The 21,861-nt window shown below is 69.5% G+C and carries 20 protein-coding genes; 9 read left to right on the top strand and 11 right to left on the bottom strand.

The features are described 5' to 3' along the window. Positions 1-56 precede the first annotated feature (56 nt). The 3 genes from ABD736_RS09375 to ABD736_RS09385 are packed head-to-tail and all read left to right on the top strand — an operon-like array spanning position 57 to position 3,837. Positions 57-1,088, top strand: coding sequence for a carbohydrate ABC transporter permease (locus ABD736_RS09375; protein WP_344792231.1), 1,032 nt, complete (start codon positions 57-59; stop codon positions 1,086-1,088). Next, positions 1,085-1,933 carry a carbohydrate ABC transporter permease gene (locus tag ABD736_RS09380; protein ID WP_344791487.1) on the top strand — a complete coding sequence of 283 codons (849 nt, stop codon included), beginning with the start codon at positions 1,085-1,087 and terminating at the stop codon, positions 1,931-1,933. Before ABD736_RS09375 ends, ABD736_RS09380 begins: the two co-directional genes overlap by 4 nt. Continuing rightward, a complete protein-coding gene (locus ABD736_RS09385) occupies positions 1,930-3,837 on the top strand; it encodes a glycogen debranching N-terminal domain-containing protein (RefSeq protein ID WP_344791488.1) in 1,908 nt (635 codons plus the stop codon). Before ABD736_RS09380 ends, ABD736_RS09385 begins: the two co-directional genes overlap by 4 nt. 47 nt (positions 3,838-3,884) lie before the next feature. On the opposite strand, the gene ABD736_RS09390 is transcribed toward ABD736_RS09385, so the two are convergent. Together ABD736_RS09390 and ABD736_RS09395 are read right to left on the bottom strand one after the other, a co-directional pair. Next, positions 3,885-4,223 (bottom strand): helix-turn-helix domain-containing protein, encoded by a 339-nt coding sequence (locus ABD736_RS09390; protein WP_344791489.1) that lies wholly within the window; start codon positions 4,221-4,223, stop codon positions 3,885-3,887. Between the two features lie 16 nt (positions 4,224-4,239). After that, positions 4,240-6,348 carry an amylo-alpha-1,6-glucosidase gene (locus tag ABD736_RS09395; RefSeq protein WP_344791490.1) on the bottom strand — a complete coding sequence of 703 codons (2,109 nt, stop codon included), beginning with the start codon at positions 6,346-6,348 and terminating at the stop codon, positions 4,240-4,242. A gap of 132 nt (positions 6,349-6,480) precedes the next feature. On the opposite strand from ABD736_RS09395, the gene ABD736_RS09400 reads away from it, so the two are divergent. Continuing rightward, the gene (locus ABD736_RS09400; protein ID WP_344791491.1) at positions 6,481-7,626 is read left to right on the top strand and encodes a glycosyltransferase family 4 protein; all 1,146 of its coding nucleotides are present in this window, start codon (positions 6,481-6,483) and stop codon (positions 7,624-7,626) included. A gap of 9 nt (positions 7,627-7,635) precedes the next feature. Here the strand turns inward: ABD736_RS09400 and ABD736_RS09405 are convergent, their stop codons facing one another. Next, the gene (locus ABD736_RS09405; protein WP_344791492.1) at positions 7,636-8,736 is read right to left on the bottom strand and encodes an NAD(P)-binding domain-containing protein; all 1,101 of its coding nucleotides are present in this window, start codon (positions 8,734-8,736) and stop codon (positions 7,636-7,638) included. 140 nt (positions 8,737-8,876) lie between these two features. Between ABD736_RS09405 and ABD736_RS09410 the strand changes: the two genes are divergently transcribed. Beyond that, positions 8,877-9,095, top strand: coding sequence for a DUF3073 domain-containing protein (locus ABD736_RS09410; RefSeq protein WP_344791493.1), 219 nt, complete (start codon positions 8,877-8,879; stop codon positions 9,093-9,095). A 98-nt stretch (positions 9,096-9,193) separates the two neighbouring features. Continuing rightward, entirely contained in the window at positions 9,194-9,772 is a 579-nt protein-coding gene (locus ABD736_RS09415; RefSeq protein ID WP_344791494.1) for a dihydrofolate reductase family protein, read from the top strand. Here ABD736_RS09415 and ABD736_RS09420 read toward each other — a convergent pair. From ABD736_RS09420 to ABD736_RS09430, 3 genes are all read right to left on the bottom strand, one after another. Next, positions 9,736-10,500 (bottom strand): methyltransferase domain-containing protein, encoded by a 765-nt coding sequence (locus tag ABD736_RS09420; RefSeq protein ID WP_344791495.1) that lies wholly within the window; start codon positions 10,498-10,500, stop codon positions 9,736-9,738. The genes ABD736_RS09415 and ABD736_RS09420 overlap by 37 nt on opposite strands. Next, complete coding sequence (purM, locus tag ABD736_RS09425; RefSeq protein ID WP_344791496.1) at positions 10,493-11,602, bottom strand: phosphoribosylformylglycinamidine cyclo-ligase; 1,110 nt, start codon at positions 11,600-11,602, stop codon at positions 10,493-10,495. The genes ABD736_RS09420 and purM overlap by 8 nt, the downstream gene beginning before the upstream one ends. Positions 11,603-11,664: 62 nt before the next feature. Then, on the bottom strand, positions 11,665-12,867 hold the full coding sequence (locus ABD736_RS09430) for an MFS transporter (RefSeq protein WP_344791498.1): 1,203 nt from the start codon (positions 12,865-12,867) through the stop codon (positions 11,665-11,667). Positions 12,868-13,033: 166 nt separating this feature from the next. Here ABD736_RS09430 and purF point away from each other — a divergent pair, with 166 nt between their 5' ends. After that, positions 13,034-14,497, top strand: coding sequence for an amidophosphoribosyltransferase (gene purF, locus ABD736_RS09435; RefSeq protein WP_344791499.1), 1,464 nt, complete (start codon positions 13,034-13,036; stop codon positions 14,495-14,497). 339 nt (positions 14,498-14,836) lie between these two features. Here purF and ABD736_RS09440 read toward each other — a convergent pair whose 3' ends face one another. Together ABD736_RS09440 and ABD736_RS09445 are read right to left on the bottom strand one after the other, a co-directional pair. Beyond that, on the bottom strand, positions 14,837-15,193 hold the full coding sequence (locus ABD736_RS09440) for a hypothetical protein (protein WP_344791500.1): 357 nt from the start codon (positions 15,191-15,193) through the stop codon (positions 14,837-14,839). 4 nt (positions 15,194-15,197) lie between these two features. Then, a complete protein-coding gene (locus ABD736_RS09445) occupies positions 15,198-15,608 on the bottom strand; it encodes a sterol carrier family protein (protein WP_344791501.1) in 411 nt (136 codons plus the stop codon). Between the two features lie 39 nt (positions 15,609-15,647). Between ABD736_RS09445 and purD the strand changes: the two genes are divergently transcribed. Then, positions 15,648-16,934, top strand: coding sequence for a phosphoribosylamine--glycine ligase (gene purD / locus ABD736_RS09450; RefSeq protein ID WP_344791502.1), 1,287 nt, complete (start codon positions 15,648-15,650; stop codon positions 16,932-16,934). Positions 16,935-17,023: 89 nt separating this feature from the next. On the opposite strand, the gene ABD736_RS09455 is transcribed toward purD, so the two are convergent. Further along, positions 17,024-18,295, bottom strand: coding sequence for an FAD-binding protein (locus tag ABD736_RS09455; protein ID WP_344791503.1), 1,272 nt, complete (start codon positions 18,293-18,295; stop codon positions 17,024-17,026). 71 nt (positions 18,296-18,366) lie between these two features. Here ABD736_RS09455 and ABD736_RS09460 point away from each other — a divergent pair, with 71 nt between their 5' ends. Then, positions 18,367-19,251 (top strand): phosphoribosylaminoimidazolesuccinocarboxamide synthase, encoded by an 885-nt coding sequence (locus ABD736_RS09460; protein WP_344791505.1) that lies wholly within the window; start codon positions 18,367-18,369, stop codon positions 19,249-19,251. Between the two features lie 239 nt (positions 19,252-19,490). Here ABD736_RS09460 and ABD736_RS09465 read toward each other — a convergent pair whose 3' ends face one another. Both ABD736_RS09465 and ABD736_RS09470 read right to left on the bottom strand, forming a co-directional pair. Continuing rightward, positions 19,491-21,059: a DHA2 family efflux MFS transporter permease subunit gene (locus ABD736_RS09465; protein ID WP_344791506.1), complete on the bottom strand. Its 1,569-nt coding sequence runs from the start codon at positions 21,057-21,059 to the stop codon at positions 19,491-19,493. A 3-nt stretch (positions 21,060-21,062) separates the two neighbouring features. Next, the gene (locus tag ABD736_RS09470) at positions 21,063-21,674 is read right to left on the bottom strand and encodes a PadR family transcriptional regulator (protein ID WP_344791507.1); all 612 of its coding nucleotides are present in this window, start codon (positions 21,672-21,674) and stop codon (positions 21,063-21,065) included. Positions 21,675-21,861 lie beyond the last annotated feature (187 nt).

Below are 21,861 nucleotides of genomic sequence, written 5' to 3' on the forward strand. Positions count from 1 at the left end.
GCTCGGGTTCGATCCGGAAGGGCGAGGCCTCTGCCGGCTGGCTCTTCACGGCGCCGATGCTGGTGCTGCTCGGGTTGTTCCTGGTCGTCCCGATCCTGATGGCCCTCTGGGTCAGCTTCTCGGACTGGGGCGGCCGGGGCAGCCCGTTCTCTGCCGGTGTGAACTTCGTCGGGCTCAAGAACTACGAGGCCGTGACGAGCGGCGGCGGCCTCGCCGAGCAGAACTTCGGCCAGGCCCTGCGCAACAACCTCTGGTACGTCGTGCTCGTGGTGCCACTCCAGACGATCGTGGCGCTGGCGCTGGCATCCCTGGTCAACAATCAGCGGCTGAAGGGGAAGGGGTTCTTCCGCACCGCGTTCTACTTCCCGTCGGTGACGAGCTCCGTGGCGATCACGGTGCTCTGGATGTTCCTGTTCAGCACGACGGGCGCGATCAACAAGGTGTTGTCGTGGGTCGGCATCCACGGGCCGAACTGGTTCAACGACCCCCAGGGCGTGGTGCGCGCGATCCTTGCACGCGTAGGCGTCGAGCAGGGGCCGAGCGCGCTCGTGAATCACGGATTCCTCGGCGTGACGTGGTGGGACTGGCTGGCCGGGCCGTCCTGGGCGATGAGCGCGCTCATCCTGCTCGCGGTGTTCACGACGAGCGGCACCTTCATGCTGCTGTTCCTCGCAGCGCTGCAGAACCTCTCCGGGGACCTGCAAGAGGCGGCGATGGTCGACGGTGCGACCGCGTGGGAGCGCTTCACGAAGGTCACGCTGCCGCAGCTGCGACCGACGCTGTTCACGGTCATCACGCTGGGATTGATCGGATGCTGGCAGGTGTTCGACCAGATCTACGTGGCGACCCCCGGCGGCAGCCCCGACGGAACGACCCTCACACCCGCCTACCTCTCGTACCAGGCATCCTTCACCAACAATGCCTGGGGGCAGGGCGCGGCGATCGCCTTCATCCTGTTCGTGATCATCATCGTGTTCACGCTGATCCAGCGCTGGGCGCTGCGCGAGCGCGCGGTCTCGAAGCGGCGGCGTCTGAACCCGGTTCCGGTGAAGGTCGCCGGGCTGCCCGCAGGGGAGGTCGAGCGATGAGGCCGCACCGCTGGACGACGGGGCGCGTGGCCGCGCAATCCGTGCTGTATGCCGTGCTGACGATGCTCGCGCTGGTCTACATCCTGCCGTTCCTCATCCAGATCGCGACGTCGTTCAAGACCGACCCCGACGCCGCGAACAACCCCATCTCGCTCATCCCGAACCCGTTCAGCGTCGCCGCGATCGACAAGCTGTTCACGAACTCCGACTTCCCGCTGTGGTTCATGAACTCGGCCATCATCACGGTCTTCGTCACACTCGGCCGGGTGCTGTTCGACTCGCTCGCGGGCTACGCGCTGGCGCGCCTGCACTTCCGCGGCCGCAACGTGATCTTCGCGGGCCTGGTGGCGGTGATGGCGGTGCCGAACGTGGTGCTGCTGATCCCGAAGTTCCTCGTGCTCAACACGCTCAGCATCTACGACTCGTACGTCGGCATGATCGTGCCGCTGATGGTGGATGCCGCGGGAGTGTTCATCATGAAGGGGTTCTTCGAGTCGATTCCGCTCGCGGTCGAAGAGGCCGCGCGCATCGACGGCGCGAGCACGCTGCGGCTGTTCTGGTCGGTGGTGCTGCCGATGGCACAGCCGGCGCTCGTGACGATCGTGATCCTGTCGTTCCAGGGGTCATGGAACGAGCTCGCGCACTTCGTGGTCGCCGCGCAGAACCCGGCGCTCACACCGCTCACGAAGGGCGTCGCGACGCTCGCGAGCGGCTCGCTCGGCTCTGGCACGCAGTACCCGCTGAAACTCGCCGCGGCGCTCATCATGACCCTGCCGGTCGCTGCGATGTTCTTCATCTTCCAGCGCCGCATCATGAACCAGAGCGAAGGGGCGGTGAAAGAGTGAGCGACTTCCGGCCGCAGCCCCTGCTGCACGACGCGCACGTCGTGCTGCGCGCGCCGACGCAGGCATGGTCCGACAGCACCGGCGACATGGGCGCCGAGGCAGTGCACGGGCTGTACCACTCGAACACCCGGGTGATCGACACGCTGTCGTTCTCGGTCGAGGGCCACTCGCTCGAGCCGCTGCGCGAGCTCGACGACACCGCGATGAGCACGACCTTCACGACGGTGCTGCGCGGTCTGCCGGGCGAGCGCGCCGACCCGCGTTTCCGGGTCGAGCGCACGCGCGTGGTCGACGCCGGGCGGATGTCTGAGGAGATCGTCTTCAACTCGGCGCTGCCCGACGCCGTGCGCCTCACCGCGGTGCTGCGCCTGCACGCGGACTTCACGCCGATCCACCTCGTGAAGGACGGCCTGCGGAACGAGCAGCCGGTGCCGGGCACGACGGGTGGGGGCCGCGGCGGTTCCGACGGCGACGGCGGCCCCGCGTTCGCGTCGTGGAGCGACGACGGCGTGACGCTGCGTGTCACCGCGCCGGGCGCAGTGCTGACCCACAGCGACGGCGAGCTCGAGTTCCGGTGGCCGGTCGAGGTGCCGGCAGGCGGCGCGCCCCGCATCGCCTGGTGGGCCGAGCTCGACGACGAGCGCGCCGTCGTGCAGGCGGTCACCGACGACCCCGGTTGGGATGCCGACGCGGTGCCCGCGTACGACCTGCGCATTCGCCGCTGGGTGCAGCATGCGCTCACCGACCTCGTCGCGCTGCGGGTCACCCTGCGCGACCACGACGAGCCGTTCCTCGCGGCGGGCGCGCCCTGGTTCTTCACGCTGTTCGGGCGCGACTCGCTGTGGGCCGCGCACTTCATGCTGCCGCTCGATCAGCGGCTCGCGATGTCGACCCTGCGCGCGCTGTCGCAGCTGCAGGGCACCAAGGTCGACCCGCTGACCGCCGAGCAGCCCGGCAAGATCATGCACGAGCTGCGGCCGGCCATGCTCGAGCTGGCGCAGCAGAGCATCGTGCTGCCACCGCTCTATTACGGAACGATCGACGCGACGCCGCTGTGGATCACGCTGCTGCGCGACGCGTGGCACGCCGGCGCCTCCGGCGTCGAGGTGAAGGCGCTGCTGCCGAATCTGGCGATGGCGCTCGCGTGGATGCGCGACTACGGCATGAGCGACGACGGATTCCTGCGCTATGCCGACGAGTCAGGGCGCGGCCTGTCGAACCAGGGCTGGAAGGATTCCGACGACTCGATCCAGTGGCGCGACGGGCGGCTCGCCGAGGGGCCGATCGCCCTGTGCGAGGTGCAGGGCTACGCGTACGCGGCGGCGATGGCGGGCGCCGAGCTGCTCGAGAGCTTCGGCGAGCCGGGAGCCGAGGAGTGGCGATCGTGGGCCGCCGCGTTGCGGCAGCGCTTCAACGACGCATTCTGGGTCTCATCGCCTGACGGCGACTACCCGGCGATCGCGCTCGACGCGCACGGGCAGAAGGTCGACTCGGTCGCGAGCAACATGGGGCACCTGCTCGGCACCGGCATCCTCGACCACGAGGGCGCCGCGCTCGTCGCCCGCCGCCTGCTGTCGAGCGAGATGCGCTCAGGATTCGGGCTGCGCACCATGTCGACGGCCGAGTCCGGGTACTGGCCGATGGCGTACCACGGCGGCTCGGTATGGGCGCACGACACGGCGATCGCCGTGCTGGGCCTCGCGCGCGAGGGTTTCCACGGCGAGGCCCGCGTGCTGGCGGACGAACTCGTGAGCGCGGCTGTGCAGCTCGATTTCCGGATGCCTGAGCTTCACGCCGGCGATGAGAGGCGCGGCACCGAGACTCCGGTTCCGTACCCCGCGGCGTGCCGCCCTCAGGCCTGGTCGGCGGCGGCGGCGATCGCGATCGCCTTCGCGGTCCGGTGACCTCGCCAGCGCCGTGCTCGACCTCGTGACGGCCCGCGCGGAGGGCTTCAGTCTTCGGCGCGGTCGCGGTCGGCGAGCTGCTGCTCGAGCTCGTCGACGCGGCGGCGCAGCTCGAGCACTTTGCGGATGCCCGGAAGGGTGACACCCTCATCTGTCAGCTCGATCACCTCGCGCAGGCGGTCGATCTCGTCCTGGGTGTAGCGGCGCTGGTTACCCGTCGAGCGCTCGGGCTGCACGACCTCGAGGTCGTCGAGGCGACGCAGCTGGGCCTGCGGCACGTCGAGCAGAGTGGCGACCTGGCCGATCGTGTAGAACGGCACGTCGTGCGCCGGCCCGCGCTGCGCGTCGTCGCTCGCGCCGGCGGCACGCTCAGGTGCGCTTGCCACTCACCCCTCCAGCCCGTCAGACGACATCGATTGTAGCCACGCCCTCGGCGGGCGCAGCCGCGGCGTCGGTCGTCACCGAGCTGCCCTCGCTGTCCGCACGGACCGTGACCTGACGGCGCTCGAAGGGCAGCTTGTCGATCGAGACGGCGCCGAGCCGCGCCGGCGCCGCGTTGACGTCGAGACGCCCGCGTTCGCCCGAGGGCGACAGGCCCAGCGAGATCCGCAGCAGCTCGAACGGCACCGCGGAAGCCCACGCCTGCGGTGAGCACGAGGTGGGGTACGGCACCGGCACCGGCTTCTCGGCGCGGTCGAAGCCGCAGAACAGCTCGGGCAGCCGACCGCCGAACGAGCGTGCGGCGTCGAGCACCCCGTCGACGACGCGCCCCGCCTGCTCTGCGTACCCGTAGCGGGCGATGCCGGCTGCGATCAGCGCGGTGTCGTGCGGCCACACCGACCCGTTGTGGTAGCTCACCGGGTTGTAGCGCGCGTTGCCCGTGCCGAGTGTGCGGATGCCGTACCCGGTGAACAACTCGGGCGAGAGCAGCCGCTCGACGACGGGGGCGGCGACCGCCTCGTCGACGATGCCCGTCCACAGGCACTGGCCCGCGTTCGAGGCGATCGCGTCGACCTGGCGCTTGTCGGCGTCGAGTGCGAGCGCGAGATAGCCCTGCTCCGGCATCCAGAACGCCTCGTGGAAACGCGCCTTGAGCTCGGCAGCGCGAGCACGCCACGTCTGCGCCGAAGCCGTGTCCCCGAAGCGCTCGTCGAGGTCGGCTTTGGCCAGGAAGGCGGCGTAGCAGTACCCCTGCACCTCGGCGAGCGCGATCGGCGCTCGCGCGAGGGCGCCGTTGCGGAAGGAGATCGCGTCGAAGCTGTCCTTCCAGCCCTGGTTGAGCAGACCGCGGTCGGTGCGGCGCTGATACTCGACGAATCCGTCGCCGTCCCTGTCGCCGTAGTCGACGATCCAGCGCGCGGCCGCCTCGACGGCCGGTCGCAGCGGCTCGAGCTCGGCGAGGGGAACGCCCCAGCGGGCCGCCTGCCCGACCAGCATGACGAACAACGGCGTCGAGTCGATCGAGCCGTAGTAGACGCTGTCACCGCCGAGCGCCAGCGACAGATCCGCCCCGAGGCGCACCTCGTGAAGAATCCGCCCCGGCTCCTCCTCCGTCAGCGGGTCGACGCGGCGCCCCTGCATTCGCGCGAGAGTGCGCAACGTGCCCATCGCGAGCTCAGGCGAGAACGGCAGCGTCATCCAACTGGTGAGCAGCGAGTCACGGCCGAACAGCGCCATGAACCACGGGGCGCCCGCCGCCACCACGTCGTCGTCCGGGTGCTTGGGGTCGACGATGCGCAGCGCTCCCAGGTCTTGCTCGCTGCGCTCCAGCGCCTGCGCGAGGGCCGGGTCGTCGACGCTGATATCGGGCACGGATGCCCGCCAGCCGCGCATCCGCCGTGCGGGTTCCGCGTCGTCGACCGGGGCGTCGAGCGGGAACGAGGCTGCCAGCTCCTGCCCCTCGACGCTCGCGACCACCTCGATCGTCGCGGTCCACTCCCCGCCGGCGGGCACCACCGCGTCGAAGCGCAGCTGATGCTCCGTGGCGATCGCCCCCGGGGCCGTCACACGCACGCCGCGGCCGTCGCCGTGCTCCGTCCACAGCACGAGATCGGCGCCGACCGCGCGCCTCGAGACGTGGCGCCCGCGGGGCGGCCGGTTCTCCTTGACCTCGAAGAGGTCGGCGAAGTCGACGTCCACCGACAGGCGCACGTCGACGCCCGCCGGCTCTGAGCCGAAGTTGCGCAGCACGACGTCCTCGCGCATGCCTTGGCCGACGTAGCGCGACCGCTCGACGATCAGAGTGGGCTCAGCCTGCCCGGGGCGCGTTGCGGCCCGGCCGACGAAGCGCGCCTCGTAGGGCTCGACGACGACGGCAGACAGCGGCTCGACGTGGGCGCCGTCGACATACAGCTCCCACTTCGATAGAAGGCGCGTGTCGCGCACGAAGAGCCCCTCGGCGCGCGCGCCCGCGATGTCGCCGTTCGCGGCGCTGACGCAGAACGAGGCGCCTTCGACAAGGGTGATGGTGGTCGGCGCGACGCCGACGATGGTCTGCTGCGAATCCGGCATGTCACTTTCCGTTGGAGAGATCTTGCGAATTGCTTGAGTGCAATGTTACAACTCGATTTGCAGATATGGTCCCTCCGATGTTGTAGGGCCTTCTCGTCCCATCCGACAACCGGCTTGAGCAAGGAGGTTCTGATGACCATCGTCGACACGCCTTCGCGGGTGCCAGACGAGCCTGTTCCCGGCGCCGCCGCAGACGGCAGGCCGCCCCTCAAGATCGCCATGGTGGCGCCGCCGTGGTTCGAGCTGCCCCCGCGCGGGTACGGCGGCACCGAGGCGGTGGTCGCGGCACTCGTCGACGGCCTCGTGGCGCGCGGCCACGAGGTGAAGCTCATCGCCGCGGGCGAGCACCGCACGGCAGCGACCTCCTTCCATCGCATCTACGACGAGCCACCCACCGAGCGCCTCGGAACTCCGATTCCCGAGGTCATCGCGGCCGCGGAGGCCGCCCGCGCCATCGAGAGCGCCGACGTCGACGTCGTGCACGATCACACACTCGCCGGCCCGCTGCTGGCCCGCGGCCGCACGCAGCCCACGGTCGTCACGATGCACGGCCCGGTCACGGGCGAGCCCGGTGACTACCACGAGCGACTCGGACGCACGGTCGACCTCGTCGCCATCTCAGACGCGCAGCGGCGGCTGAACCCGCGGCTGAACTGGGTCGGCACCGTCCACAACGCCATCGACGTCCCGTCGTTCCCCTATCGCGCCGAGAAGGACGACTACGTGCTCTGGCTCGGCAGGTTCAGCCCCGACAAGGCCCCCGACCTGGCGATCGACGCGGCTCGGCGCGCCGGCCGGCGCATCGTGCTCGCCGGGAAGCTCAACGAGCCGAGCGAGTTCGAGTACTTCGACGACGTCGTGCGGCCGCTGCTGGGAAGCGACGCCGAGTACGTCGGCGAGGCGGACGCGACCCTCAAGCGCGAGCTGCTCTCGGGTGCGCGCTCGCTCGTCTTCCCGATCCAGTGGGAGGAGCCGTTCGGCATGGTCATGATCGAGGCCATGGCCTGCGGCACCCCCGTGGTCGCCCTGCGTCGCGGCAGCGTTCCGGAGATCGTGGCCCACGGCCGCAGCGGTCTCATCGTCGACGACTTCCGCCAGTTCCCTGCGGCGCTTGCGCTCGCCGAGGAACTGGACCCGGCCGACGCCCGCGCGGAGGCGGAGCGGCGCTTCGACCTCCCCGTCATGGCTGAGGGCTACGAGCGCGTGTACCGCATGCTGGCAGAGGGCACCGAGAGCATCCGGCGGCTCAGCGACGACGTGGCGACCAGCGCCCGCTAGGCGCCATCGCTAAAGCGCCGCGACCACCTGCCGCGCCACCGCTCGCCCCGCCCGGTTCGCGCCGATCGTCGACGCCTGAGGTCCATACCCGGCGAGGAAGATGCGGGGGTCGGCTGCCACGGCGCCGTTCTCGACGGTCACACCGCCGCCGATGTTGTGCAGCCGCAGCGGGGCGAGGTGCCGCAGCTCCGGCCGGAATCCGGTCGCCCAGATGATCGCGTCAGCCTGAGTGAAGGAGCCGTCCGGCCAGCGCACGCCGTCACGCTCGACGCGCGTGAACATGGGCCGCTCGCGCAGGACGCCGCGTTCGATGCCGGCGGCGATGCGCCGCGTCTTCGCGATGCCCGTGCCGTGCACGATGCTCGGAAGCGGCTTCCCCGCGCGCGCGGCGGCGTCCTGCTCGGCGACGGCGCGCGCGCCGCCCTCCATGCTGAGCTTCTCGTCATCGCTGAAGACGACGGGCCGCCGCGTCGCCCAGCTGAGCTGCGCCGCCACGCCCTCGAGCTCGAGCAGGAAGCCGATCGCGCTCGTGCCGCCGCCGACCACGACGACCGACTGGCCGCGGAACTGCTCGGCGGACACGTAGCCGTTGGTCGCGAGCTGGGTTCCGGCGAACTCGCGGATGCCGGGCACATACGGCACGAAGGGGGTGCGCCACGTTCCGGTGGCGTTGACCAGCAGGCGGGTCACGATCTCTTCGCGGTAGTCGGGGTCGTGCTCGTCGGGCACGCGGGCGTTCACCACGAGGTCGGCGCCGCGGTTGAAGACGCTCATCACTTCGACGGGGCGGAAGACCTGGAATCCGTAATGCTCTTCGTACTGCCGGTAATAGTCCTCGACCACCTCTTTGGCGGGCCGATGGTGATCGGCGGTCTCAAACGACAGTCCGAGCTCGTTCATGCCGGGCAGGTCGGCGACGCGGTGCGCGCTGCCGAGGGTGAGCGCCTCCCAGCGGCGCTGCCAGGCGCCGCCGGTGCTCGGGCCGCGGTCGAGCATCACGAAGTCGACGCCCGGCTCGAGCTGGAATCGCTTCAGGAAATAGGCCACCGAGAGGCCCGCCTGACCCGCCCCGACGACGACCACCTGGGTGTGGGTCGGCAAGAGTGACACGGGGCATCCAGGAAAATGACGGAGGGTGCTGGGCAAGGGCGGGTGGAGCGCCTCATGCTAAACTACCCGCTAGTTTTCTACTCTGTTTGCGCCGGGTGACAGCACCCTCACCCCGGCCCGTCATCGTAAGGGGGTCTCGCATGGGGCGTGGCCGTCAGAAGGCAAAGCACACCAAGATCGCCCGCGAGCTGAAGTCCTACAGCCCGGAAGTGAACTACGCGGCCTTGGAGCGCGAGCTCGGTAGCCACTCGTCCGAAGAGGACCAGTACGCGGCTTGGGCAGACTATGAGCCCGAGGGCCTCGACGACGAGGATGAGGACGAAGACGAATATCAGGCTCGGCAGCCGAAGGGCGCCTGAGCCACTTCATACCTAGACGTTCGAATGCCCCGCTTCGGTCACCGAGGCGGGGCGTTCTGCGTGTCGCGGCGAACGCGCTGACGGGCCAGCATGTGCGCATGGGACGGTTGATCTATTCGGCGATCGCATCGCTCGACGGATACCTGGACGACCCGGCCGGCGATTCCGCGTGGAGCGCACCAGACGACGAGGCGCTCGCGCACATCACCGAGGGCGAGCGGCCGCTCAGCACTTACCTCTACGGTCGCCGGATGTACGAGACCATGCGCATCTGGCAGACCTGGCCCGACGAGGACACGGGATCGCCGCTCGATCTCGAGTGGGCGCGCATGTGGCGCGCGGCGGAGAAGATCGTGTACTCGCGAACGCTGACGGATGCCACGTCTCCGGCGACTCGCATCGAGCGCGAGTTCGACCCCGCGGTGGTGCGTCGCCTGGTCGAGGAATCCCCCACCGATATGTCGATCGGCGGCGCCGTGCTCGCGGGGCAGGCGCTCGCCGCCGGCATCATCGATGAGCTGCGCTGGTACAGCTACCCCGTCGCCGTGGGCGGCGGAAATCCGTGGCTCCCGCGCGACGTGCGCCTCGATCTCGAGCTCATCGAGACCCGCGGCTTCGCCAGCGGCGTCGTCTTCAGCCGCTACCGCGTCGCCTCGACGAGGAACCGGCGCGAGTAGCTCACGAACGAGCCGTTCGCCTCGATGAGCGCGTGCATGCGCCGCAGCTCGTCGCGATACGCGGCGACCGTGAAGCCCGGCACCGTCCACAGCACCTTGCGCAGGAAGTACACGACGGCGCCGACGTCGAAGAACTCGACCTTGGTCACAGCCTCTTCAAGCCGGGTGATCGTGAGCCCAGCCTCGGCCGCGCGCTGCCTGATCACCGCCTCGTGGCCGTGATCCTCGTGCGCGTCGCCCCGCGGGCCGAGGAAGAACTCGTACAGCTTGCGGTTCGTTCCCCAGCCGATCAGCTGGCCGAGGAACGTGCCGCCCGGCGCGAGCACGCGCCCGATCTCCTCCCACGGGACGCCATAGGGATGACGCGCCAGCACCAGATCGAACGTCTCCGCCTCGAAGGGCAGCGGGTCGGTGCCGGCCGCGTTCGCGACCTCACCGCCGAACGGCGCGAGCCGCTCGCGGGCGAGCGCGAGATTGGGCGGCCACTCCTCGGTCGCGGCGACGCGCGCGGGCACGGATGCCGCACGCCCCAGCGCCTCCGCGTAGACCTCGGCGCCGCCCGTCTGCAGGTCGAGCGAGGCGTGCGCGTGGCCCAGCGCTTCCGCCGCGAGCCGCGCGTAGCCCCACGGCGGACGCTCTTCGGTCGCGCGCCCGTCGAACCACGAGAAGTCCCACCCCTCGGTGGGCTCGGCCTCGCCTTCGGCGACGATGTCGTCGAACTCAGGCATAGCTGCCGACGAGGCGCACGGCGCCGCCGTCGACGCCCTTGGCACCCTGCTCGAAGCCGGTGAAGTCACGGGCATCCGTCGACACGGTCCCCGCGACCCACGCGGGAATGCCGTCCTGCTTCAGCGCCGCGACGATGCCGTCGACCGCGCCGGGCGCGACGACCGCGAAGAACCCGATGCCGAGGTTCCACGTGCCTTCCGCCGACTCGAGCGACGTGCCGGCGAGGTCCGAGAGCACGCGGAAGACGGGCGCCGGTGACCACGACGCGCGGTCGAGCTCGGCCCACGCGCCGCGGGGCAGCACGCGCGCCAGGTTCACGGCGATGCCGCCGCCGGTCACGTGCGAGAGAGAGTGAACGGATGCCGCAAGCTGCGGGTCCGCGAGCAGGCGCAGCAGCGGCGAGGTGTACAGCCGGGTCGGCTCGAGCAGGGCCTCGCCCCACGTCGTGCCGAGCTCGTCGCTGCGGTCGGTGTACGAGATGCCGGCACCCGCCAGGATGTGGCGCACGAGCGAGTAGCCGTTCGAGTGCAGCCCGGACGAGCCGAGTGCCAGCACGACATCCCCGTGCTGCACGCGGTCGGCGCCGAGCACCGCGTCGGCCTCGACAGCGCCGACGGCCGCGCCCGCGACGTCGTAGTCGTCGGGCCCGAGCAGCCCCGGGTGCTCCGCGGTCTCGCCGCCGACGAGGGCGGTGCCGGTCGCCGAGCAGGCGCGCGCGATGCCGGCGACGATGTCGGCGATGCGGTTCGGCACGACCTTGCCGCACGCGATGTAGTCCGTCATGAACAGCGGCTTCGCGCCGACCACGACGATGTCGTCGACGACCATGCCGACGAGATCCTGACCGATGGTGTCGTGCTTGTCGATCGCCTGCGCGATGGCGACCTTCGTGCCGACGCCGTCGGTCGAAGTCGCGAGCAGCGGCTTGTCGAAGCTCTTGAGGAACGAGACGTCGAACAGGCCGGCGAAGCCGCCGACGCCGCCGAGCACCTCGGGGCCATGCGTGGCCGAGACCGCCGACTTCATCAGCTCGACCGCCAGATCACCCGCCGCGGTGTCGACTCCGGCTTGGGCGTACGTGCTGCTCGAGTCGTTCGTCACGCGCCGATTCTACCGGCGCACTTCTGGGCTGCCGCCGGGGCGGCTCCGCGGGCCGCCGTCCGTCAGCTCGAGGCCGCGTACTGCTCGTGGTGCCTGCGGTCGATGCGCTCGGTGAGGAACAGCAGCAGCGAGAACACGGCGATCGACGCGCCGACGATCGCGACCGCGCTCCAACCGCCCACCTCATAGACGAACGGCGCGAGCAACGAGCCGACCGCGCCGCCCAGGAAGAAGGTGAAGGTGTAGGCGCTGTTCACCCGGCCGCGGGCCTCGGGCGAGATGCCGAAGATGATCCGCTGCCCCGCGACCTGGTTGCCCTGAGTCGCGGCGTCGATCAGCACCCCCGCGACGATGAGCGGCACCAGCATCCGCACCCCCACCGCCCAATCGGTGACGAGGAACATCGCCGCCATCACGGCGAAGACCACGCCCGTGATCATGCGCGCGTGGCCGCGGTCGGCGAGCCGGCCGGTCAGCGGCGCGACCAGCGCGCCGCCCGCTCCGGCGAGCGCGAACAGCGCGATCTGCAGCTGGCTCAGGCCGAAGGTGGCGTGCAGCATGAGCGGTGCGCAGGTCCAGAAGAAGTTGAAGGCCGCGAAGGCGAGCGCGTGATAGGCCGCGCGCCGCTGCAGCACGCGCGAGCTGGCGAGATAGCCGAAGGTCGAGCTGAGCAGCTTTCCGTAGGCGACCGGATGCTCCGGCTGGCGCCCCGGCAGCCGGAGCCACAGCACCACCAGCAACACCAGGATCATTCCCGCCGAGATGCCGAACACCCAGCGCCAGCCGAGCAGGCCGGTCACGAAGTTCGCATACGGCCGCGAGAGCATGATGCCGCCGAGCAGCCCCGCCATCAGGTCCCCGATGACCCGGCCGCGGTGCTCGGCAGGGGCGAGGTGGGTCGCGAGCGGGATCACGACCTGCGCTCCCACGGACGAGACGCCGACGACGAACGCCGCGAGCAGGAACACCGGTGCACTCGGCGCCGCCGTGACCCCGATCAGCCCGACGATGGTCGCCGCGACGGTGATGAGCACCAGGCGTCGGTTCTCGACGACGTCGACGAGCGTGGCGATCAGCAGCAGCCCCGCCGCGTAACCGAACTGGGTCAGCGTGACGACGAGGCCCTCTGATCCGGGCGAGATTCCGAGCTCGCGGCTGATCGGCTCGATCGCCGCCTGCGCGAAGTAGAGATTGGCGACCAGCAGGCCGCACGACACCGCCATGATGGCGGTGAGAGAGCGAGTGAGAACGGATGCCGGTGCCATCGGTTCCACCGTAGCCGCCGGTCTCCATTCGGCTTCGCCGAGCCGACCACGGGGGCGTTCGCCGCGTCGACCAGCGGGTGCTCAGGCATCCCGTGCACCCATATGGGAAACTGGCAACGCCGGGTTCCCGGAACAGCATCCTCGACAAATGGAGACCGCTTAGCTCATGTGCGGCATCGTCGGAATCGTCTCAACCGAGCCGGCCAACCAGCAGGTCTACGACAGCCTTCTTCTGCTGCAGCACCGCGGTCAGGATTCGACCGGCATCGCGACCGCCGACGGCTCGATGTTCCACATGCACAAGGCCCGCGGCCAGGTGCGCGAGGCGTTCCGCACCCGAGACATGCGCGCTCTGCTCGGCAACATGGGCGTCGGGCACGTGCGCTATGCGACCAAGGGTGACGCGGCGAACGAGCAGGAGTCGCAGCCGTTCTATGTGAACGCGCCGTACGGCATCATCCTGGTCCACAACGGCAACCTCACGAACACGCGCGAGCTCACCGAGGATCTCTTCCGCATCGACCGTCGCCACATGAACTCCACGAGCGACACCGAGATGCTCGTGAACGTGCTGGCCACCGAGCTCGAGGGGCAGATCTCGGGTCGCGAGCTCACCCCCGACCAGGTGTTCGCCGCCGTCTCGCAGGTGCACGAGCGCGTCGAGGGGTCGTACGCCACGATCGCGATGATCGCGGGGCAGGGCCTCTTGGCGTTCCGCGACCCGTGGGGCATCCGCCCGCTCGTCCTCGGCCGTCGCACGGCCGCAGGCAACGACCGTGACGAGTGGATCGTCGCGAGCGAATCGCTCGTGCTCGAGGCCGGCGAATACGAAGTCGTGCGCGACGTCGCCCCCGGCGAGGCTGTCTTCATCACACTCGACGGGCAGCTGTTCTCGCAGCAGTGCGCGCGCTCGCCGCGGCTCGTGCCCTGCTCGTTCGAATACGTCTACCTCGCTCGCCCCGACTCGATCATGAACGGCATCTCGGTGTACGAGGCTCGTCTGCGCCTCGGCGACCGCCTGGCCGACACCGTCACGCGCTACACCGAGGCCGGCGACATCGACGTCGTCATGCCCATTCCCGATTCGTCGCGCCCAGCCGCCATGAACGTGGCCCAAAAGCTCGGCATCGAGTATCGCGAGGGCTTCTACAAGAACCGCTACGTCGGCCGCACGTTCATCATGCCGGGGCAGGCGCAGCGCAAGCGCTCGGTGCGGCAGAAGCTGAACGCGATGTCGTCGGAGTTCCGCGGCAAGAACGTGCTGATCATCGACGACTCGATCGTGCGCGGCACGACCTCGAAAGAGATCGTCGACATGGCCAGGCACGCCGGCGCCAACAAGGTGACGTTCGCCTCAGCGGCCCCGCCGGTGCGCTTCCCGCACGTCTACGGCATCAACATGCCGTCGCGGAAGGAACTCGTCGCCTCTGGTCGCTCGATCCCCGAGGTCGCGCAGTTGCTCGGTGCCGACAACCTGATCTACCAGTCGGTCGAGGACATGAAGTCGGCGATCCTCGAGGGCCAGAGCGAGATCACCGACCTCGAGATGAGCTGCTTCACGGGCGAGTATGTGACCGGAACGGTCTCGGAGGAGTACCTCGCCTGGGTCGAGGCAACGCAGCTGAGCTGAGCGCGCCGCGCCGCCGCGGCCGCCGGCATCACCCCGGCGCGACTTGAACGAGAGCACCATTTTTCCCCCCGCTCGAACCAGTGCCTCGCGCCCAGAAACAATCCGTCGCGCCCAGAGACAATCAGTCGCGCCCAGAAGCACCGTCCCTGGCGCGGCACCATTGGTGCTATTGGCGCGAAAAATGGTGCTCTCGTTCAAGTGCGGCGAAGGGAAGGCCTCTATCCCCGGCGCAGGCGGTCCACGCAACGCACGCGGCCCACGCGATGCATGCGAACCTCGGCAGTTGCACGAGCCACCCGAGTCGGGTTGTGCGCTGCCGTCCGTCGCGCACGCGCGCCGTCAGTCGCGCGGTTCCTCCGCGTTCCCGGGCTCGTCGACGTCCTTCAGCCGGCCCGTGATCTTCTCGGCTTCGACGAGGCGGATGCTTCGGCGCGACACGCGCTCAGCGATGAGCGCCACGACCGCGCCGAGGGCGAGGCCGAAGGCGACCGAGAACAGCAGCGCGAAGCCGTAGACCGTGCCGCGGCTGTAGGTCGCCGTTTCGGCGTCGTAGGGCAGCGAGAAGGTGATGATCGTGATCGCGATGCCGGCCAGCACCGCGAACAGGATCATGAAGTTCCAGTAGTTCGGGGTGCGGCGCACCTCAACCAGGGTCGACTCGGTCGACTCTTCGATCTCGGGGTGCTCGTCGGTCACCTGCTCATTCTCCCAAGTCGAAGCTGTGCGGAAGCACCGGGACGAGCCCCTCGAGCGTCGCGCGCGTCCCCGAGGCGGAGACCCGCGCGAGATCCACGGCCTCAGGCCAGGTGAGGCGGCCCGCGGCGAGCGCGACCCAGGTGGAAGCATCCGTCTCGATCACATTCGGGGGCGTGCCGCGCGTGTGGCGCGGTCCCTCGACGACCTGCACCGCTCCGAACGGGGGCACCCGCACCTCGACGGTGTGACCCGGCGCCTTCTGCTCGAGCAGCTGCAGCAGGTATCGCACCGCCGTCGCCAGCGTGTCGCGCGCGCCGGCCGGCGACGCCTCGGCAGCCTCGGGCGCCGTCGTCTCGTTGAGCACCGCCCGCACCGCCGCGAAGCCGGTCGCGTCGTCGATTCCTCGCTTGGCCACGGGGAAAGTCTGCCACCGGGGCGCCGGTACGATTCAGGGGTGAAGATTCTGGTCCTCGGTTCCGGCGCGCGTGAGCACGCGATCATCACCAGCCTGCTCTCCGAGGACGAGCAGCACGACATCATCGCCGCCCCCGGCAACGCCGGCATCGCGCGCGACGTGCGCACTGTCGAACTCGACGCGAATGACCCGGTCGCGGTCACGGCATATGCCGTCGACAACAGCATCGAGCTCGTGGTGGTGGGGCCGGAGGCTCCGCTGATCGCGGGCGTCGCCGACCCGCTGCGCGAGCGCGGTATCCCGGTATTCGGCCCCGGCAAGGCGGCCGCTCAGCTTGAGGGGTCGAAGACCTTCGCCAAGCGAATCATGGAGGCCGCGCACGTGCCGACCGGCCGCGCCGAGCTGGCCGGCACCATCGCCGAGGTCGAGTCGACGATCGACGAGTTCGGCGCCCCCTACGTCATCAAGGCCGACGGGCTCGCCGCGGGCAAGGGCGTGCTGGTCACCGACGACCGCGCCGCCGCCGTCGCCCACGCGGCCTTCTGGCTCGAGCACGGGCCGGTGCTGATCGAGGAGTTCCTCGACGGCCCCGAGGTCTCCCTCTTCCTCTTCAGCGACGGGCACGACGTGCTGCCGCTCACCCCCGCCCAGGACTTCAAGCGCCTGCTCGACGGCGACGGCGGCCCGAACACCGGCGGCATGGGCGCCTATTCGCCGCTGCCGTGGCTGCCCGACACCTTCGTCGACGAGGTCATCGACACGATCGCGCTGCCGACGGTGCGCCAGCTCGAGAGCGAGGGAACGCCGTTCATCGGCCTGCTCTACTGCGGGCTCGTGATGACCTCGCGGGGCGTCCGGGTCATCGAGTTCAACGCGCGGTTCGGCGACCCCGAGACGCAGGTCGTGCTCGCACGGCTGGTCACGCCGCTGTCGCGCCTGCTGCTCGCCTCGGCGACCGGCGGCCTCGCCGGCCTGCCGCGCCCGGAGTTCGCTCTCGACGTCGCCGTCACGGTCGTGATCGCGAGCGAGGGCTACCCCGAGAAGTCGGTCACCGGGCGGCCGATCTTGGGGCTAGAGGTAGCCGAGTCGATCCCAGAGGTCACGGTGCTGCACGCCGCGACCGAGATCGCTTCGCTGCCGGATGCCGTGGACTCCGGCACCTGGGATTCGGTCGGCCTCCTCGCCACCGGCGGTCGCGTGCTGTCGGTCGTGGCCCTGGGGTCCGACTTCGCCGAGGCTCGCGCGCGGGTCTATCAGGCGGTCGACGCCATCGAGCTCGAGGGCTCGCAGCACCGCACCGACATCGCCGCGCGCGTCGCCGGCTGACCCGGCTTGGCCGGTTGCGCCACCAGGATCCGCTGTGCGCTATTCGGATCCGAGGCGCGCACAGCGGAAGCTAGTGGCGCAACGCGCGCTCAGAAGCCCAGGCGGCGCGTGTAGTCGCTGCGGAAGACGCCCCGCGGGTCGTACTTCTCCACGAGCGCCTGGAACGCCTCGAACTTCGGGTAGAGACCGGGAACCCGTGCGGCATCCGTGAACACCTTGCCCCAGTGCGGGCGTGCGCCGAACGGGGCGAGCGCCGCCTCGAGCAGCGCGCTCGCCTGCTCGACGGCCGCCTGCTCGCGCTTCCACGTGAAGTGGAACGCGACCGCGCCGTCGGCCCAGTCGTCGTCGCCCGTCGAATAGGCGGTCGACAGCCACAGCGAATCGGCGGCGATCGCGCGGATCTCACTGATCATCAGCAACGGCGTGATCTGCTCGGTCAGTGCGCGCGCGGCGTCGACCGCGGCGGCGATGTGGCGGCGGGGCAGCAGGTATTCGGTCTGGATCTCTTCGCCGGCACTCGGCTGGAACTCGAGCTTGAAGTGCGGAAGACGCTCGTGCCAGGGCCCAGGCGCACCGAACTGCTCGGTGGTCGCGGCGGCGTCCTGGCCCGCGATCATGTGCATCTTGTGCAGCGCGGGCGTCGCGCCGAGTTCGCGAACGGATGCCTCAGCCGCCGGCGCCTCGACAGCGGCCTTCACCCACAGCTGGTTGATCGACTCGGGCGACCAGTCGGTGAAGACGCTGACGCTGTAGGCCAGGTCGAGGGCCTGTGAGATGCGCTCGTACGGGACGCCGAGGTAGATCGTCTGCGCGACCTCGAAGGTCGGGACGATGTCGAGCTCGAGCTCGACGACGATGCCGAGCGAGCCGAAGGCGACGACGGCGCCGTCGAAGTCGGCGTCGCCGCGGCGCAGGGTGACGAGCTCGCCCGAGCCGTCGACGAAGGTGAGCGCGGCGACCCGGCTCGAGAGGTTCGCATTGCCGGAGCCCGAACCGTGCGTGGCGGTCGCAACGGCGCCTGCGACCGAGATGTGCGGCAGCGACGCCAGGTTGTGCAGCGCCCAGCCCTGCTGCTCGAGGGCGATGGCGACATCCCCGTAGCGCAGGCCGGCGGGGACTCGCACGACGCGGCGCTCTGCGTCGATCTCGACCGTCGCGGGCAATTCGGCGAGGTTGACGAGTGTCCCGGCGGAGCCCGGGTCGGCGACGTCGTTGAAGGTGTGCCGCGTTCCGAGGGCGCGCAGCGGTGAGGCATCCGTCGCCTGCTTCACCAGCTCCTGCAGCTCGCTGATCGTGCGCGGCCGCGCGATCGTCTGCGCGCGGTAGGCGTAGTTGGCCGACCAGTTGACTTCGTTTGCCACGAGCACTCCTTTGTTGCCTGTCACTACATATTAGACGGGCGACGGATGCTTCCCACCAGCCCGTCACTAGCATGGGGTGCGTGACTGCTCAGGTGCTGCCCGGTTGGACCCACGTCTACTCAGGGAAGGTTCGCGAGCTGTACGTGCCAGAAGGCTCGGACACGGCCGACGCCGCGGAGCTGCTGGTGGTCGCAAGCGACCGCGTCAGCGCTTTCGATCACGTGCTCGAGCCCGGCATCCCGCGCAAGGGCGAGCTGCTCACCACGCTCTCGAACTGGTGGTTCTCGCAGCTCGACGTGCCGAACCACCTCGTGCCCGGGGGTGCCGACCGCATTCCGGCCGAGGTCGCCGGCCGCTCGATGCTCGTGAAGCCGCTCGACATGTTCCCGATCGAGTGCGTCGTGCGCGGCTACCTCACCGGCAGCGGCTGGGCCGAGTACCAGGAGTCTCAGTCGGTCACCGGCATCCCGCTGCCCGCAGGCCTCCGCAACGGCGACCGCCTGCCCGAGCCGATCTTCACCCCGGCCTGGAAGGCCCCGCAGGGCGAGCACGACGAGAACATCAGCTTCGAGCGCATGGTCGAGATCGTCGGCGAGGATGCCGCGACCGCGCTGCGTGACCTGTCGCTCGAGGTCTATTCGACGGCGGCCCAGACGGCCGAGGCGAAGGGGCTGATCATCGCCGACACGAAGTTCGAGTTCGGTACAGACGCCGACGGCGTGATCACCTTGGGCGATGAAGTGCTCACCTCGGATTCCTCGCGCTACTGGGACCTCGCCGCGTGGAACGCCGGCGGGACGCCCGAAGAGCGCATGGCGAGCTTCGACAAGCAGATCGTGCGCGATTGGCTCGCCGCCAACTGGGACAAGCAGGGCACTCCGCCCGAGCTGCCCGCTGTGATCGTGGCTCAGACCGCCGAGCGCTACGCCGAGCTCATCGAGCGCCTGACGGCGTAGCGCGGCGCCTGCGGGTACCTGCGACCGGGGACGCTTTTGCGTCCCGCCGCCGACGTTCGCACCCGCGAATGCAGGCGCAACCGTCGGCGCGGGACGCAAAACCCGGACATGCGGACGCGCAGACGCGCAGACGCGCAGACGCGCAAACGTGCGGACACGCGGGCAGTCGCGGCCGCAGAACCCAGAACGCAGAGCGCCCCGGTGCGGATCGATCCGCATCGGGGCGCTTGCTCGTTCGGCTAGTCGACCGCGGGCTGCGGGGCCGCGTGCGCCCCCGCCGGCGCCTGCGCCTCGGCAGTCGCTGCTTCGCCCGCTCCCCCGCGCAGGTGGTTCGGCTTCACGAAGAAGATCGCGCAGACCGCACCGATCAAGATCACGGATGCCGGCAGGATCAGCGTCTCGCTCATCGCGTTGGTGAACGCGTCGCGCAGGAATGCGGGCAGCTGAGTCGAGTTCGATGAGATCAGGCTGCCGCCCGTCGTCTTGCTGCCCGGGGGCAGCGCCTTCTGGATCTCGGTCGAGATGCGGTTCGTCATGAGCGCCGCGAGCGCCGCCGAGCCGATCACGGCACCGACCTGCCGGGTCGTGTTGAAGACGCCGGAGCCGGCGCCCGCCGCGCGCGGCGGCAGGTTGCGGTTCGCGGTGGTCGCGATGGGGCCCCACATGAAGGCCGAACCGATACCCATCACAGCGGCCGGGATGAGCAGCAGCGGCCACGAGATCGTCGGCGAGATCATCACCGAGAAGAGCCAGATCGCACCGCCGGTGAGGATGACGCCGGGCACCACGAGCAGGCGCGGGTGCACGCGGTCGGTGAGCCGGCCCGCGATCGGAGCCAGCACGATCGAGAAAATCGCAGTCGGCGCCGTCATGAGCGCGGACTCGGTCGGGGTGAAGCCGCGCACCGCCTGGAAGAAGTAGACCAGCGGGATGAACATCGCGGTGATCGAGAAGCCGACGGTCGAGATCGCGGCGTTCGACAGCGAGAAGTTCCGGTCTTTGAACAGGCCGAGCGGAAGCAGCGGCTCCTTCTTGTTGATCGCCTGCCATACGACGAACAGCACGATGAACACGACACCGCCGATGACCGACGCCCACACCCAGCCGTTCCAGTTGTAGGTGTTGGATTCCTGCAGGCCGAACACCAGGAAGAAGAGGCCGACCGCCGACAGGAACACGCCGAGCCAGTCGAAGGTGTGGCTGTGCGTCTCGAGCTTCGGCACGAGGATCGCCGCCATGACGAACCCGATCACGCCGATCGGCACGTTGACGAAGAAGATCCACTCCCACCCGAGTCCGTCGACGAGAACGCCGCCGAGGATCGGGCCGACGAGGGTTGCGAAGCCGGCCGTCGCACCCCAGAGCGCCATCGCCGTGCCGCGCTTCTCGGGGGCGAAGGTGCGCGTGATGACCGCCATCGTCTGCGGCGTCATCAGGCTGGCGCCCAGGCCCTGCACCGCGCGAGCGATGATCAGGTTCGAGATGCCACTGCCGGGCAGGTTGTCTGAGAGACCGCACCACAGCGAGGCGAGCGTGAAGACCACGAGCCCCGTCAAGTAGATGTTCTTCGGGCCGAAGCGGTCGCCCAGGCGCCCCGTGACGAGCAGCGGAACGGCGTAGGTCAGCAGGTAGGCGCTGGTGACCCAGATGACGTTGTCCGTCGTCGTCTTGAGCCCCTCCTGGATGGCGGGGTTGGCGACCGACACGATGGTCGTGTCGATCAGGATCATGAAGAAGCCGATGACCAGGGCCCAGAGCGCTGGCCAGGGTCGGACCTCTTTCGGGTGGGTCGGGTGAGTCGTCGTCATCGCTCAGTCGTCTTTCTGCTTGGAGGTCGTGTGCGGCCCAGGCCGCGAGGAAGCTTTCGTCTCGTCCCAGTCGAGGGACCCCGACTGGATCTCGCCCGTGATGCGCTCGAGCCAGGCGCGCTCGGCGTCGTACTGCGAACGCAGGTAGTCGACGTCGAGCCAGTACTTGCGCGGCAGCTCCATGCGGTGCAGGTGCTTGAGCTCTTCGGCGATGTAGTCACGGCGGGCGTCGAGCTGCTGCAGGCGCCGCTGCAGCAGGTTGAGTACCAGCTCGCGCGGCAGGTGGTGCACCTGCGAGATCGCCACGGGGAAGATCGGGAACTCGTACTCAGGCGCCTCGATGACCGAGGCGATCCGCTCGGTGAGCGCCAGGTGCCCCCGCTCGGTGATCTCGTAGGTCGTCCGCTCCGGCCGGTTCCCCTCGCGGTCCGTTCCGGTCGCCGTGACGAAGCCCAGCTCTTCGAGCTTGTTGACGGTGTGGTAGAGCGAGCCCGGGCGCACCTTGACGATCCGGTCTTCTGACCGCTGGATCAGCGTCTGGTACATCTCGTACGGGTGCATGGGGTGCTCACTCAGCAGCGCCAGCGCGGCCATCGCCAACGGTGTCATCACCATGCATCACCCCATTTCCACACGTGCTGAAAACGCTATTCAGAGCCTCCGACATCGAGGCATCCGTCGCTTGATCCGCATCGAGTATTCCGCGTGGAATATTTCGTGTCAACTAATAGCCGGTGAACGAAGGCCGGGCGGGCGGATGCCTCAGCCTGCGGCATCCGAAACGGTCAGGCATCCCCCGGTA

This window comes from Gryllotalpicola daejeonensis (assembly GCF_039538145.1).
GTDB classification, from domain to species: Bacteria; Actinomycetota; Actinomycetes; order Actinomycetales; family Microbacteriaceae; genus Gryllotalpicola; species Gryllotalpicola daejeonensis.

What these genes read in the sequence shown, in the direction of transcription:
- ABD736_RS09415 (WP_344791494.1), top strand. Translation starts at nt 9,194, where the DNA reads ATGGGACGGTTGATCTATTCGGCGATCGCATCGCTCGACGGATACCTG.
- purF (WP_344791499.1), top strand. Translation starts at nt 13,034, where the DNA reads ATGTGCGGCATCGTCGGAATCGTCTCAACCGAGCCGGCCAACCAGCAG.
- ABD736_RS09430 (WP_344791498.1), bottom strand. Translation starts at nt 12,867, where the DNA reads ATGGCACCGGCATCCGTTCTCACTCGCTCTCTCACCGCCATCATGGCG.
- ABD736_RS09375 (WP_344792231.1), top strand. Translation starts at nt 57, where the DNA reads ATGCTGGTGCTGCTCGGGTTGTTCCTGGTCGTCCCGATCCTGATGGCC.
- ABD736_RS09380 (WP_344791487.1), top strand. Translation starts at nt 1,085, where the DNA reads ATGAGGCCGCACCGCTGGACGACGGGGCGCGTGGCCGCGCAATCCGTG.
- ABD736_RS09395 (WP_344791490.1), bottom strand. Translation starts at nt 6,348, where the DNA reads ATGCCGGATTCGCAGCAGACCATCGTCGGCGTCGCGCCGACCACCATC.
- ABD736_RS09400 (WP_344791491.1), top strand. Translation starts at nt 6,481, where the DNA reads ATGACCATCGTCGACACGCCTTCGCGGGTGCCAGACGAGCCTGTTCCC.
- ABD736_RS09420 (WP_344791495.1), bottom strand. Translation starts at nt 10,500, where the DNA reads ATGCCTGAGTTCGACGACATCGTCGCCGAAGGCGAGGCCGAGCCCACC.
- ABD736_RS09465 (WP_344791506.1), bottom strand. Translation starts at nt 21,059, where the DNA reads ATGACGACGACTCACCCGACCCACCCGAAAGAGGTCCGACCCTGGCCA.
- ABD736_RS09410 (WP_344791493.1), top strand. Translation starts at nt 8,877, where the DNA reads ATGGGGCGTGGCCGTCAGAAGGCAAAGCACACCAAGATCGCCCGCGAG.
- ABD736_RS09460 (WP_344791505.1), top strand. Translation starts at nt 18,367, where the DNA reads ATGGGGTGCGTGACTGCTCAGGTGCTGCCCGGTTGGACCCACGTCTAC.
- ABD736_RS09470 (WP_344791507.1), bottom strand. Translation starts at nt 21,674, where the DNA reads ATGGTGATGACACCGTTGGCGATGGCCGCGCTGGCGCTGCTGAGTGAG.